Here is a 13,530-nt window from a genome sequence, read left to right on the forward strand (position 1 = left end):
GCGCACTAAATGGTCTGCCCGAGGAGGCGGAACCATGGATTCCTGTTGATGAATTTCGCCAAGAGCATGCTGGCCATCTCCCTGCGACAGCTCGGTATCGTCCACGACATCCTGATCGCCGCGGTATCGATGACCATCGCCATGTCGATCGCCTGGGGATGGCAGCCGCTGTTCAGCGTCTGGCAGATCTGGCTTCTGATCGGTGCCTATACGGCACTGAGCGCGGTCTGCTTTCCGTTCTTCTCGCTCAACAGCGGCGCCTGGCGCTACGCCTCGCTGCTCGACGTGCTGTCGATCGTCAAGGCGGTCACCTTCATCAACCTCGCCTTCCTGCTGCTGCATTTCCTGCTGTTTCGCGGCGCCTTCCTGCCCCGCTCCACGATCGTGATCTCCTGGTTCATCATGATCGTCGGCCTGGGCGGCCCCCGCCTCGCCTACCGGCTGATGAAGGAGCGCCGCCTCGACCGCCGCAGCCTCGCCGCCTCGGCCATCGCCGGCACCAAGCGCGACCTCCTGCTCTACGGCTTCAACGACAATGCCGACCTGTTCATCCGCAACAGCCGCCGCAACCGCCGGCAGGACGCCATCGTCGGCATCATCGACGAGAAGTCCAAGAACCGGCGCCGGCAATTGCATGGCATCCGCGTGCTCGGCACGCTGGCGGAACTGGAACAGACCATCGCCTGGGCCGAGAAGCGGGGCACGCCGGTCGGCGAACTGGTGGTCACCGAGGTCGACATTCCGGCCGCGCGGCTGTCGCGCATCGTCGCCACCTGCGCGCCGCTTGGCGTGACAGTCAAGCGGCTGCCCGACATCAGCCAGACGGGCATCGTCGACGAGAACCGGCCGATCGAGCCGCTTCCGATCGCGCTGGAAGATCTTCTGGGGCGCCAGGAGGTGGATCTCGACATCGCCGAGGTCGAGCGGCTGATCAAGGACCGGCTGGTCATCGTCACCGGCGCCGGCGGGTCGATCGGTTCCGAACTCGTGCGCCAGATCGCGCGCTTCGCGCCGCGCCGTCTCGTCCTCGTCGACAATTCCGAATTCAATCTCTGGTCGGTCACCCGGCAGATTTCCGATGAATTCCCCGGCGTCCCGATCCTGCCGCGGATCGTCGACGTGCGCCACGGCAACCGCATCCGGGCGCTGTTCGCCGAAGTCGGGCCCGACGTCGTCTTCCACGCCGCCGCCCTCAAGCACGTGCCCATCGTCGAGGACAATCCGGTCGAGGGGATCGACACCAACCTCCTGGGCACCCGCAACGTCGCTGATGCCACCCTTGCCGCCGGCGCCTCGGCCTTCGTGATGATCTCGACCGACAAGGCGGTGAACCCGTCCAACGTCATGGGCGCGACCAAGCGGGCCGCCGAAGCCTATTGCCAGGCACTGGATCTCGATCAGGACGCGACCCGCTTCATCACGGTGCGCTTCGGCAACGTCCTCGGCTCAACCGGCTCGGTGATCCCGCTGTTCCGCTCGCAGCTGGAAAAGGGCGGGCCGCTGACGGTCACCCACCCGCACATCACCCGCTTCTTCATGACCATTCCCGAGGCGTCGCGGCTGATCCTGCACGCGGCGGGCCACGGCATGACCGACACCCGCGCCAAGGGCCAGATCTTCGTGCTCGACATGGGCAAGCCGATCCGCGTCGCCGAACTCGCCGAGCGGGTGATCCAGCTGGCCGGGCTGAAGCCGCATATCGACATCGACATCCGCTTCGTCGGCTTGCGCAAGGGCGAGAAGCTCTACGAGGAACTGTTCGGCGAGGGCGAGACGCGCGAGGAGACCGGCCGCGCCGGCCTGCTCATCGCCGGCTCTCGCGTCAGCGACGTGAAGCTCCTGTCGCGCAGCTTCGCCAATATCGAGGGTGCGGTCGCAGCCGGCGATGCCGAGCGCGCGCTGGAGATCCTCAGGCGCATCGTGCCGGAATACCAGCCGGCCATCATCGACGACGATACAGGCGCCGACCCGGCGCGTCTGGCACAGCCGACACCGCCGGCACCGGCCTGATCCTCATCGCAACACCATCGCGGGACGCTGGCTGAACGGCCTGCGCTGGCGACAGCGCGCGCTCGCCCCCCACGTCGTCGATCCGCCGCGGACCGCGCGCCGGGACTACAGCGCCTGACGGCGGCCGCGAATGTCGGCGATGTGCTTCTTCACCGCGGCGATGTCGTTCTGCAGCCGCACGACTTCCTCGTCGTCGCCCGCCTGCGGCATCTCGCTGTCGGCGGGATCGGGAAGATCGCCGCCCAGCGCACGAATGCGCTCGCGCAGCGTCCGGCGCCGCGCGGCCGGCGGCAGGGCCTCGTCTTCGCCCGCACTGTCCGCTTCCGACGCGTTTTGCGTCGGAGCCGCGGCATCCTCTGCGTCATTCGCCGGGACCGGCCGATCCTCCGACGCATCGGTCCCGACCGGTGCCGGGTCGGCCTCGTCGGACACGGGCTCTTCGGCAACCGGCATCGCCTCGGCCATGCGCCGTTGATCTTGCGCGCTCGCATGGACCGATGGACGGAAGTCGTCGTCCGCAGTCTCTGTGCCGGCGGTCATGGCGCCCTCCCCGGGGGCCAGAACGATGGCCGTGGAATAGCCGCCGCCATTGCCGAAATGACCGGTCGCGGCCGAGCCGTAGGACGTGCTGAAGCCCGTTGGGCGTGGCCGTGCGGCCATCTCCGCCCGCATCCGCATGGCGTTGCGATACTGCTCGGAGATCGCACCGACACCGGCCAGGAACACGCCGACCAGGAAGCCCAGCATGCCGCCGGCCCCGACCACCAGGCGCCGCGACAGGCTGGAGGGCCGCAGCGGCGGGGTGGCTTCCGAGATCACCCGGACATTGGCCGTGTTGATGCCCTGCTGTTCACCGGTTTCCCGGGCGCGCAGCAGGTAGGATTCATAGACTGCCCGCGACGCCTCGACCTCGCGCTGCAATTCGCGTAGCCGAACGAAGGAGCCGCTCGTCGCCACCTGATCGGACTTCAGCTCGTCGAGCTGCCGGGTGAGATCGCTATTGGTGCGCTCGGCGCGGGCAAGATCGGTCTGCGCCCCGGCAACGATCCGGGCGAGCTCGGAGCGGATGGCGTCGCGCGCCGAGGCCAGCGACTGGCGGCTGGCGATGAGCTGCGGATGCCGGGGGCCGAGAGTGGCCGCCAGCGATGCGGTCTTCTGGGCGAGGTCCGAATAGGTGGCGCGCAGACGCGTCAACGCATCCGAGGTCAGCTCTTCGGGAAACGCGCCTTCGACCACGTCGTCGACACTGGCCCTGGACATCTGCTCGGCCTTGACCCTGAGGGCGGTCACATTGGCCCGGCCGCGCGACAGTTCGTCGTTGATCCGCAGGATGTAGCTGTCGTCGACGAGCTGCCCGCCGACGCCGACGAGCTCGTTCTCGGACTTGTAGTCCTCTACCGCCCGTTCGGCGGCCGAGACCTTCTCGCGCAGTTCGGCCAGGCGCGAGGAAAGCGCGTTGGTCGCCCGCCCCGCCGTATCCGACTGGACCTCGGCCAGATGGTCGATGAAGGTATTGGCGACCAGACGCGACAGCCGGGCGGATTTCTCGGGGTTTTCGGTCGTCACCGAGATGTTGAGGATGAAGCTCTTGGCATCGCGCGAGACGCCGGTGACCTCGCGCAGATTCTCCATCGTCTGCAGGAAGCGTTCGTTGGTCGATGCGGTGGTGGGGGTGGTGAGGCCGAGGCTTTCCAGCGACGGCAGCAGCGATTCGCCCTGGCCGTTGAACTCGGGATCCGACGTCAGGTCGGCGCTCTCGACGATCTTGGCCATCATGTCGTTGGAATTGATCACCGCGATCTGGCTCTCGATCAGGGCGAGCGTCGCCTCCGTCGGCAGGCCGTTCGGCGTGACCTCGTTCTGCACCACCTTGATGTCGCGGGGATCGGCGAAGATCTGCGAATAGGCGGTGTATTTCTTCGGCATCGACAGCGCGAAGGCGACGCCGAGCAACAGCCCGAAGATGGTCGTCAGGATGATCAGCCGCCGCGCCGACCAGACCGACTGGAAGACATGCACCGGGTCGATCAGCGAGCCGTTGGAATCCTGCATCTGCGGTCCTGACGGGCGCGCGGCATACGGTGCGTTCGGGTTCGTCTCGGATGAGAACATAGCCATATCGATCCGCAGAATAGCCGTCCGGATCAAGTGCCGGAGCTTGCCGACCGACTCTGGGCAATCATGGCTAATGAACGGTTAAGACGCACGTCCCTAGCGGAACTTTCCGTCGGTCAGCCGGCCCGCAGGCGCGATTTCAGCAGTTCCATCCATGGTTTCGGGCGCAGGTCGCGGTCGAGCGGAAGCGGCCGGTCGGGATGGCCGTCCGGCCGCGGCAGCACATCCGGCACCCAGCTGTAGCGGTCGGTGATGCCCCAAACCGTCACCGCCTGGGGCGGCTTCCAGGCGAAGATCGCGTCGAGAAGGTCGGAGACCAGCCCATAGGCGGTCTCGTCCTGCGCCGCGTTGCTCGGCGGGGTTTCCCAGTCGATGATATCCAGCTCGGTGACCATCAGCCCGACGCCGAGCCGGTCAAGCTCCTTGTGGAAGCGTTCGAGCCCCTCCTTGTCGATCTGACGGCCCGCATACAGATGCCCCTGCATGCCGACGCTGTGGACCGGCACATTGCCGTCCTGCAGCTGGCGCACGATGCCGAGCATGATTTCCCGACGGGCGTCGAAGCGCGGGCCGACGAATTCCAGATCGTAGTCGTTGATCACCAGCCGCGCCTGCGGATCGGCCCGGGCCGAGGCCGCAAAGGCGATGGGGATATGCTTGGGCCCCAGCTTGTCCAGCCAGACGGTCTGGCGCAGCGGGCCTTCGGTCGCCGGATCGTTGGCGATGACCTCGTTGACGACATCCCATCCGGTCAGCCGGCCCTTGTAGCGGTCGCCGATCCGTTCGATGTGGTCGACCAGCGCGGCCTCCGCCGCGGCCGGCGTGTCGAGCCGCTCCACCCAGTCCGGGGTCGCGCCCCACCAGACATGGCAGGTGCCCCGGCTGAGCCGGGTGTTCTGAAGGGCGAAATCGACCACCCGGTCGGCGGGCTCGAAATTCCACTGGTCGGGCGCGGGATGGACGAGGCTGAACTTCAGCCCGTTCATCGGCATGATCAGGTCGCAATGATCGAGAAACGCCTGCTTGTAGCCGGGGTCGACCTCCATGAACTCGGCCTGGATGGCGCCGCCCAGCGGCACGCCGCCGGCCGCTCGCGCACCCGTTCCGGCGGCCGATGCCGCACCCGGCGCCAAGGCCAGCGCGGCCCCGGCACCCAGAAGGGAACGGCGCGTTAAACTTCCCGCGCTAGTCGGGGACGAGCCGCCGGGCGCCGCCGCTTCCGGCTGGTGCACGCTTCGCAGCTTGGAACGTGCATCGCGCCCGCGGTGGTGTATCGTCATCTGCCTATCGCTCTCCCGAAGGTTGGAGCATGCCACGCACAGCAGTCTGGATCGAAAGCTTTAAGGGCAACCTAAGCGTGATCCGCGATTACGCCTGGTTGCTCAGCGGATCCGCCGGCCGGCTGGTCCTGTCGCTCGCCTATTTCGTCAGCATCGCCAATGGCCTGTCCGTCGGCGATTTCGGCCTGTTCGCCACCGCGTCGGCCACCGGCATCGTCCTGTCGCGCATCGGCGGCTTCGGCTTCGTCTCGCCGCTCTACCGGGTGGCGACGGTGCGCCAGCGTCTGGTCGGCACCTACACGGCCGGCCTCATCGTCGCCTTCCTCCTGTCGCTACCCGTCGTCGCCATTGCCGCCGCCGGCTTCTATGCCGCCTTCTTCGACGGCGAGATGGGCATTGCCGCCTTCGTCGCCGTGGTCACCGCGGAAATCCTCTTCTGGCGGGCGCTGGAAGTGGTGGTCATCGTCAATAACGGCCTCGGCCGCTTCGGACGGGGCGCCAGCATCGTCATCGCCGGTTCGGCGATCCGTGCCGCCGCCGCGGTCGGCTTCGTCCTTGTCGGCAGCGGCACCCTGCTGGAATGGTCCTGGATCTACATGACGGCCAATGCCGTCGCCGCGCTCTTCGCCATTGTCGGCTTCTACCCGCGCCAGCGGCTGCGCTTCCGGCCGGCACTCTATCTGGGGCGCTGGCGCGACAGCCTGTCGGTCGCCGGCGCCGAGATCATCTTCTATCTGCAGTCCGAGCTCGACAAGCTGCTGGTCCTGTCGCTGGGCGGACCGCAGATGGCCGGCATCTACGCCATCCTGATGCGCCTGATCGACCTGACGGCGCTGCCGATCCGCTCGGCCAACACGATGATCGTGCAGAAGCTGATGAAGAGCCCGGGCTGGATCTCCGACTGGAAGAGGCGCTGGGGGCTGGAAGCGATCGTCGCGGTCGTCTCGGTCGCCGGGCTCGCGGTCCTCGGCGGCATCCTGCACCTCTACCCCACGCTCCTCGGCCGCAATGTCGCCGACGCCGCGCCGCTGGTCCTCGTCGCGCTTTTCGTCCCGGCCTTCCGCAATCTCATCGAATACGAGAGCGAGCTGCTCTATGCCCGCGGCAAGACCGGTCTGCGCGCGCTGATCCTGGCCATCGTCGGCCTGATCAAGGCGGGGCTTCTGGTGGTGCTGCTGCGCGCCGCGCCCGACACCGAACGCTGGATCCTCGGCCTGAACGGGCTGTTCCTGGTGCTGTGGATCGTCTCGGCGTCCTCGACCTACGCCGCCTTCGACTGGTCGCGCCCGCGCCGCCGCCGGTCGCGCCGCTGGCTCAGATCAGCCCCACAGCCCGGCGAATGAGCGCCGGGTCCGTCCCGGTGAAGGACTGGATGCCCGCCGCGACCTGATGCGGTGCGAGCCCGCGCGAGAAATCGGCCAGCGCCTCGGAATCCAGCGCCGCGCCGTTCCAGTACATGTGGCAGAGTTCGACATCGGTCGGGGCATGCCGGTCGGGCCGGTTCTCCAGCTCGGCGACGAAGCGGCCATAGAGCGTGCATTCCGACAGCGCCCGCCCGCCGACCAGGGTGCTCATCCACGAACGGCCGCCGACCGTCTCCATGCGGGTCTTCATCTCGCGCACCGTGTCCGTGCGCCACGGAAGCAATGTCCCGATATAGCCCTCGTCGGTCGTTGCCGGCGCGTCGATCCCGAGCATGGCCCCGGCCCGGCGCGACCAGGCGCGGTGTTCGCTGCGGGCCGGTTCGTCGAGAAAGGCCACGGCGCCGGGACGCCGGAAGAAGTCGACACCCCCGTTGCGGTGAAACCAGCCGAGATCGAAGGGCCGCAGGAAGACGACGTCGGAATCCACCGACACGACGACCTCCTCGTCGAGGAGCGCGGAAATGGCGAGACGGCGCAGTTGCTGCACGTGCCAGCCCCGCAGCGGCGGACCCTTGGGCGTCAGCCAGATGCGGCGACGCCCGAGCGACAACGGATCGGGAAACGGCCGCAGCCATCGCGGCAGCAGATCGCGTTCGTCGACGATCTCCCGGCGCGGGCCGGCCAGTTGCCGGAACAGGGCGACATCGGCCCCCTCGACCATGATCAGATGACGGCGATGGCCGGTGACGCGCTGGTCCATGCTCTCGCACAGCAGGCGACAGCGCTCGAAATCGCCGCGATAGCTCGACGTCACAATGGCCGACTGCAAGGTCATCGTCTCCGTCCCGCGGGCCTCAAAACATCAGCCGATCGGGTGACGCGGCGCGAACCTATCGCGCAGAATCCCGAGGAGAAAGGCTGGATTGCCCAGAATGTAGCGCCGCCACAACCGCGCCGGCTCGAGCGCCAGACGCCACACCCATTCCATGCGCAACCGCCGCACGAGCGCCGGGGCGCGCGACACGTTTCCGGCGTAGAAGTCGAACAGCGCACCGACCCCGACGAACAGGCGACCGTGCCGCGAATTCAATGTGTTGACCAGGAAGAGCTCCTGCGCCGGCACGCCCATCGCCACCAGCACGATGTCCGCATCCGCATGCTCGAGCGCGGTCAGGACGACGGCCTGTCCCGCCGCATCGAAATAGCCGTCGGAGATGGTCACATAATCGTGGCGGGGCGCGATCTCGCCGAATCGCCCTGCCGCGCGTTCGGCAACGCCCGGCGCGCCACCGATTAGCGCCACCCGCAGCGGTCGATCCAGCGCTGACAGAAGCCGCGGGACGAAGTCGGTGCCGTTGAGGTTTTCGCGAAAGCGCGCGCCGTAGAGAAGCCGCGCGGCGATGTCGACGCCGATCCCGTCCGGCAGCACCAGACAGGCGGCCAGCGCCTTCCAGTAGTCAGGCTTCGCGCGCACCAGATTGACGCAATGGGCGTTGAGGAAGGCAATCCGCGTCGGCCCGCTCTCGCTGCTCAAGGCCGCGTCCAGCCGGCGAATGGCGTCCGCTCCGGTGATATCTGCCACCGCGATCCCGGCGATCCGGCGCTCGGGCATCGCCGCCTGCGGGGATGCCTCTTGGGGCAGGTGCTGTCCGCCGTCCATCAGGCCGGATCCCGGCCGGCCAGGGCGACCGGCCCGGCTTCGTCGGCCACGCGCGCAGTGTCCCGCTGCCCCGTGCAATCTGCCTGGCGGGTCAATGCCGTGCGCAGCATATCGAGACCGGCGGCGATGCCGGCATCCAGCGCGGCGGTCTGCGACCGCACGAAGTCGGCGCCATCCATGCGCACGGTCTCCCCGGCGCGCTCGGCTGCCACCAGCTCGACCAGCCGGTCGGCGAAATCCTGCGGATCGTCGGCGGTGCGGACATTTGCCGGCACGGCACCGACCCCGCGCAGCGCCTGCGGTGTCGCGACGGCCGGCATGCCCTCCTCGAAGGTCTCGATGGTCTTGAGCTGGATGCCGGTGCCGCCCCTCGTCGCCAGCGCCAGCACCCGCGAGGCGCCGACGAAGGCCTGTGCGTCAGCGACCCGGCCGAGGAAGGAGACGTTGCCGGGCAGCGCCGGCGGCGTGCCGTCGAAGTTGCCGGCGATGGCGACGCGGATGTCGGACGGCAGGCGCGGCACGACATGCGCCAGGAACCAGTCGAGACCGACGCGGTTGGGCGCCCAACTCCAGGTGCCGATCAGCCCGACGTCATGGGTCCGCACGCCGTCGTCGACACGAGGCGAGCGTCCCGTCGTCAGGGCCAGCGGCCGGCAACGGGCGGTTCCGGCGAGACCCAGCGCGGCGAGATCCTCCTCGCTCAGCGTGTGGATGACCGCCGCATCGCGGCAGATGCGGTGTTCGACCCGGCGCAAGAGCGCGGCCTCGCGGGCATAGAGCGCCCGCGTGTGGAGACGACCGGCATTGCGGGCATTCTCGGCGGCCGAGCGATGCTCGACATTGTGGGCGATGAAGATCGACGGCTTGTCCCGCGCCAGAAACGGATAGGCAGCGGGCATCTGCACCGAGCTCAGCACGTAGCCGTCCACCGGGCCGGCCTCGGCCAGCCGCGCGCGCAGCCCGTCCCGCGTCAGCCCGGCCACCTTGGCGGCCGACACCGGCAGGTTGCGCAGCGTCGCGGCGCCCACCCAGCCGATCTTCTGCGACAGCGACGCAGCGGCGTTCTCGATGGCCAGTTCGCCGAGACAGATCTCGTCCGCGCCCGGCTGCCGGCTGCCGGGCCGGCGAAAGCCCGCGAAGCTCAGCCGCACGCCCTGCCGCCGGTAGGACTGCGCGATCGCGTGATTGGCGATCTCGAATCCGGTCGACGGCCGGCCGTCCGGCAGCAGCGAGGAGAGAAACAGAAGATGCATCCGACAAACCAGGGGTGTGCGCTGCAAGGAGCGGAATGCTGGCACGGAAGGATTGAAGGAATATCAATCCGCCGGATCAAACCCGGCAGGTTCGTGCCGAAAACGAGGATTTCCCGGCACGGCGGCGCGCGATCTGAGGGAAATCGATCCTTTCTTCACCTTTCTCTGGTCTGCTCGCGCCGAACCGCGGACAATCGCCCGAGCGAGATCGATGACCGACGCCATCACCATCGCATGTGAATCGCCCGGCCTCGATGGCGACGCCTTCGCGATCGTCGTCACCCTTCCGACCTTCCGCCGGCCCGAGCACCTCCTGAAGACGCTCGCCTCCCTGGCCGCGCAGCGGACCACCCGTCCCTTCGCCGTGATCGTCATGGAGAACGATGCCGAGGGCCGTGCCGGGCTCGATGCCGCCCGCCCGCTGTTTGCCGACGGTCAGCTGAACGGTCTGGTCCTGATCGCCCATGAACGTGGCAATTGCGCCGCCTACAATGCCGGCTGGCAGACCGCCCTGACGCGGTTTCCGGCGATGCGCCATCTTCTGGTCATCGACGACGACGAGATCGCCGATCCGGACTGGATCGACCGTCTCGTGGCAACCTCCGACAGGCTCGATGTCGATATCGTCGGCGGGCCGCAGGTGCCGGTCTTCGAGGACGGGGCCAGCACCCGCTACGCGCGCCATCCCGTCTTCACGCCGCATTACAGCGAGACCGGGGCCGTCCCGATCCTCTATTCCTCGGGCAATGTCGCGATCCGCCGCAAGGTGCTCGAGACGATCGGCGCACCCTTTCTCGACACAGCCTTCAACTTCATCGGCGGCGGTGACAGCGACTTCTATACGCGGTGCCGACAGCGCGGCTTTTCCTTCGGATGGTGTGCCGAGGCGCCGGTTCTGGAGACGACGCCAGCGCGCCGCACCGAGTTTTCGTGGCTGAACGCCCGCGGCCTGCGCAATGGCGCCATATCCTCGATCATCGAGCGCCGGCAGACCGCGGGCCGTCGCAACGGGCTGCGCCGCGTTGCCAAGAGCGCCGCGCTGCTGGCGGCCTCGCCGCTGCGCTCGGCAGGGCTGGCCCTGCGCACGCGCTCGCCGGTGATCGGGCTTTATCACATGCAGGTCGCCATCGGCCGGCTGATGGCGGAATTCGGATGGGTGAATGAGCAATATCGCCGTCCAGAACAGAACTGACTTTCGCTCCTTCGGCGACACCCAGTGGTGGACGGATACCGTCCGCATGCTGCTGGGTGCCGGGATCTTTACGGCGCTGCTGGTCACCGTCACGCCCTTTGCCGTCACCTTCACCGGCGATCAGGACGCCGGCAGCCTGGCCAACCAGCTGGGCTACGCCTCCATGGCGCTGGTCGTCTTCGCCGGCCACGCCCTCCTCACCGACCGCACGACGCTGCTGGCGCTGGCCCGCCCCATGTGGCTCATCATGGCGGCGTGGCTGCTCGTCAGCGCCCTGTGGGCGGACAGTCCGGAAAACGCCCTGCGCGGCGCCGCCTTCACGCTGCTGGCGATGGCGACCGTCAGCGCCATCCTGTGCTTCCCCAAGGATGTACGCGCCTTCCGCACCGCGCTGACGCTTGCCATGCTGGCCGTGCTGGCGCTGTCCTATTTCGGCGTCATCGCCATGCCGGGCCTTGCCCTGCACGACGGCTCGGGCTCGGAGCCCCAGCATGCGGGCTTGTGGCGCGGCGCCTATTCCCACAAGAACGTCGCCGGCGCGGTGTTCGCCGTGGTGTTCTTCTGCGGTGTCTATCTGTTTCGCTGCGGCCAGCGCTGGTCCGGTTTCGCCATTGCGCTTCTGGCCGCCTTCTTCGTTCTGAAGACCGGCTCCAAGACGTCGATCACGCTGCTGCCCGTGGTCGCCGCCATCGTCATCCTCGGGTCTCTCACCGGCCGCTGGCTGCTGACCATCGGCATCGCCCTGACCTTGACCGTCATGGCGTTCCTGACGATCGGCACGGTCCTGTCGCCGCTGTTCGACCAGATCGTCCAGGCGGTGGTGCCGGGCACCACCTTCACCGGCCGCATGGATCTGTGGCGCTTTGCCTTGGAAGTCTTCGAAGGGCATGAATGGACCGGCTTCGGCCTCAACGCCTTCTGGCAGAGCCAGGTCGTCTACGGCACCGAGCGCAATTTCGAACTGTCCTGGGATCCGCGCGGCAGCCCCAATGCCCATAATGGCTATCTCGACATCGCCATCTCGATGGGCCTGCCCGGCCTCGTCCTCGCCGTGATCGTGCTGGTCGTCCTGCCCCTGTGGGATTTCACCCGTGTCGGACGCGATCGCGAGAGCCAGCGGCTCGGCCAGCTCTTCCTGATGGTCCTGGCCTATCTGCTGCTGAACGCGTTTCTGGAGAGCTTCCTGTTCGACCGGGCGAACCCGATCTGGATGGCAGTCTGTTTCGCGGTCATCGGCCTGCGGCTTTTGTCACGTCACTCGGTCAGGGCGTAGAGCCGTCCGCGACAGGCTTGTCTGCCGGATGTCCGGAGACCGGAGCAGGCTTGCGTGACAGGCGCTTCTGGCCATAGGCCATGCCCGGTCGCTCGATGAGCCGCCAGGTGATCGCGCTCATGACGATCGTGCCGGCCAGGATGATCGCCAGCGCCGTCAGCGACTGCCATTCCGTGCTGCCCATCAGGCGCTTGCCGTCCGCCGCCGCCGAGAAGATCGGCCAGCCGGTCCTCTCGCCGAGAACTGTCGCGACGTTCTCGGTGCGCGAGATGACGAAGGCGTGGGTCATGTAGACCGAGTAGGAGATCGCCCCGAGAAAGGCGATCGGCCCGGCCTTCAGGAGGCGGCTCACCGCGCCGCCCTCATGGCCGAAGACATAGATCGCGAAGGCGAAGACCAGGGGCGCGGCCACCGACAGCACCGATCCGCCAAGTTCGCTGACGAAGACCACGACCAGCAGGACGCAGGCGAGCTCGGCCAGCGTCCAGGCGGTGCCCCCGACGGCCACCCGCCCCCCGGCCCGTGGCCAGATCACCAGCCGCAGGACGGCGCCGAGCGAGAAGCCGGCGAGACAGCGCAGCCAGCCGAAGCGAACCGTCGTGTCCATCGTGCCCTCGACCAGCGCGATGACGACGAGCCCGCCGACGATGGTCACCGCCATCAGCGGCAGCATTGCGCGCGGCGCGCGGATGACCATGAGCGCGAACAGGCCATAGGCCAGAAGCTCGGCCGAGATGCTCCAGCTCGGATAGTTCCAGCCGAGCGAATCCACGGTGCCGAAGGAATGGCTCATCAGGAGATTGTGGACGAGGGCCACCACCGAATTGCCGCCGACGAAGGCCTCCGACGGGCCCCGGGTCACCAGCATCAGGCACTCGAAGGCGACGAACAGCGCCAGCATGAAGAGATGCAGCGGATAGACCCGGAACAGCCGCAAGCCGAAGAAGCGGCCGAAATTTTGCTCCCCGCGCAGCCGGTCGTAAAAGGCGTGGGCAATGACGAAGCCCGACAGGACGAAGAAGAAGTCGACGAAGAGATAGCCGTGCCGGAAGAAGGCGGTCTCGTGGACGATGCCGGCGACCGGGGCGTGGAACAGGACGACCAGCAGCGCGCAGATACCGCGCCAGCCATCCAGCGCTTCGAACCGCGCCGGCTGGCTGCGATCCTGAACGGCGGCCTCGCGCTGTTCGTCGTGCATGGCAATCCCCCCGGATGCCCGCGCCGATCGGCGGCGCCGTCGGCTCTCGCGGTCGTTGGACCGGGCCAGATTGGGCCAGAAACGTTAAGCTTTTGGTCATGCCTCGGTGCAGGGCGCGGCGATGCGCCGGATGTCGGGCCGAGATGCCGTTGCGGTCGGTGCCGGCGCGCCCTAGGTTCCGCGCT

At 67.8% G+C, this 13,530-nt stretch carries 10 protein-coding genes; 4 read left to right on the forward strand and 6 right to left on the reverse strand.

The window, feature by feature from the left end; translation table 11 throughout:
- Positions 1-48 precede the first annotated feature (48 nt).
- Positions 49-2,010 (forward strand): polysaccharide biosynthesis protein, encoded by a 1,962-nt coding sequence (locus tag H536_RS0104440; RefSeq protein WP_228241185.1) that lies wholly within the window; start codon positions 49-51, stop codon positions 2,008-2,010.
- 105 nt (positions 2,011-2,115) lie between these two features.
- On the opposite strand, the gene H536_RS22380 is transcribed toward H536_RS0104440, so the two are convergent.
- Positions 2,116-4,062 (reverse strand): GNVR domain-containing protein, encoded by a 1,947-nt coding sequence (locus tag H536_RS22380; protein WP_024349323.1) that lies wholly within the window; start codon positions 4,060-4,062, stop codon positions 2,116-2,118.
- Positions 4,063-4,241: 179 nt separating this feature from the next.
- Positions 4,242-5,258 carry an endo-1,4-beta-xylanase gene (locus tag H536_RS0104450; protein WP_244495389.1) on the reverse strand — a complete coding sequence of 339 codons (1,017 nt, stop codon included), beginning with the start codon at positions 5,256-5,258 and terminating at the stop codon, positions 4,242-4,244.
- A gap of 176 nt (positions 5,259-5,434) precedes the next feature.
- On the opposite strand from H536_RS0104450, the gene H536_RS0104455 reads away from it, so the two are divergent.
- A complete protein-coding gene (locus H536_RS0104455; protein WP_024349325.1) occupies positions 5,435-6,748 on the forward strand; it encodes a lipopolysaccharide biosynthesis protein in 1,314 nt (437 codons plus the stop codon).
- Here H536_RS0104455 and H536_RS0104460 read toward each other — a convergent pair.
- Genes H536_RS0104460 through H536_RS0104470 form a run of 3 tightly spaced genes read right to left on the reverse strand, consistent with a single transcriptional unit; the run spans position 6,720 to position 9,682 of the window.
- A complete protein-coding gene (locus H536_RS0104460; protein WP_024349326.1) occupies positions 6,720-7,604 on the reverse strand; it encodes a DUF6492 family protein in 885 nt (294 codons plus the stop codon). The genes H536_RS0104455 and H536_RS0104460 overlap by 29 nt on opposite strands.
- 27 nt (positions 7,605-7,631) lie before the next feature.
- Complete coding sequence (locus H536_RS0104465; RefSeq protein WP_024349327.1) at positions 7,632-8,429, reverse strand: WecB/TagA/CpsF family glycosyltransferase; 798 nt, start codon at positions 8,427-8,429, stop codon at positions 7,632-7,634.
- Positions 8,429-9,682, reverse strand: a complete 1,254-nt coding sequence (locus H536_RS0104470; RefSeq protein WP_024349328.1) for a glycosyltransferase — start codon at positions 9,680-9,682, stop codon at positions 8,429-8,431. The genes H536_RS0104465 and H536_RS0104470 overlap by 1 nt, the downstream gene beginning before the upstream one ends.
- Before the next feature lie 211 nt (positions 9,683-9,893).
- Here H536_RS0104470 and H536_RS0104475 point away from each other — a divergent pair, with 211 nt between their 5' ends.
- Both H536_RS0104475 and H536_RS0104480 read left to right on the forward strand, forming a co-directional pair.
- The gene (locus tag H536_RS0104475) at positions 9,894-10,874 is read left to right on the forward strand and encodes a glycosyltransferase family 2 protein (RefSeq protein WP_029702730.1); all 981 of its coding nucleotides are present in this window, start codon (positions 9,894-9,896) and stop codon (positions 10,872-10,874) included.
- Entirely contained in the window at positions 10,843-12,147 is a 1,305-nt protein-coding gene (locus H536_RS0104480; RefSeq protein WP_081651813.1) for an O-antigen ligase family protein, read from the forward strand. The genes H536_RS0104475 and H536_RS0104480 overlap by 32 nt, the downstream gene beginning before the upstream one ends.
- On the opposite strand, the gene H536_RS0104485 is transcribed toward H536_RS0104480, so the two are convergent.
- Positions 12,137-13,345 (reverse strand): acyltransferase family protein, encoded by a 1,209-nt coding sequence (locus tag H536_RS0104485; protein ID WP_024349331.1) that lies wholly within the window; start codon positions 13,343-13,345, stop codon positions 12,137-12,139. The genes H536_RS0104480 and H536_RS0104485 overlap by 11 nt on opposite strands.
- Positions 13,346-13,530: the final 185 nt, after the last annotated feature.

Source organism: Aurantimonas coralicida DSM 14790, from assembly GCF_000421645.1.
GTDB classification, from domain to species: domain Bacteria; phylum Pseudomonadota; class Alphaproteobacteria; order Rhizobiales; family Rhizobiaceae; genus Aurantimonas; species Aurantimonas coralicida.

Excerpts from the sequence above, each read along its gene's own strand:
- H536_RS0104440 (WP_228241185.1), top strand. The coding sequence starts at position 49 with ATGAATTTCGCCAAGAGCATGCTGGCCATCTCCCTGCGACAGCTCGGT.
- H536_RS22380 (WP_024349323.1), bottom strand. The coding sequence starts at position 4,062 with ATGCAGGATTCCAACGGCTCGCTGATCGACCCGGTGCATGTCTTCCAG.
- H536_RS0104455 (WP_024349325.1), top strand. The coding sequence starts at position 5,435 with ATGCCACGCACAGCAGTCTGGATCGAAAGCTTTAAGGGCAACCTAAGC.
- H536_RS0104460 (WP_024349326.1), bottom strand. The coding sequence starts at position 7,604 with ATGACCTTGCAGTCGGCCATTGTGACGTCGAGCTATCGCGGCGATTTC.
- H536_RS0104465 (WP_024349327.1), bottom strand. The coding sequence starts at position 8,429 with ATGGACGGCGGACAGCACCTGCCCCAAGAGGCATCCCCGCAGGCGGCG.
- H536_RS0104470 (WP_024349328.1), bottom strand. The coding sequence starts at position 9,682 with ATGCATCTTCTGTTTCTCTCCTCGCTGCTGCCGGACGGCCGGCCGTCG.
- H536_RS0104475 (WP_029702730.1), top strand. The coding sequence starts at position 9,894 with ATGACCGACGCCATCACCATCGCATGTGAATCGCCCGGCCTCGATGGC.
- H536_RS0104480 (WP_081651813.1), top strand. The coding sequence starts at position 10,843 with ATGAGCAATATCGCCGTCCAGAACAGAACTGACTTTCGCTCCTTCGGC.
- H536_RS0104485 (WP_024349331.1), bottom strand. The coding sequence starts at position 13,345 with ATGCACGACGAACAGCGCGAGGCCGCCGTTCAGGATCGCAGCCAGCCG.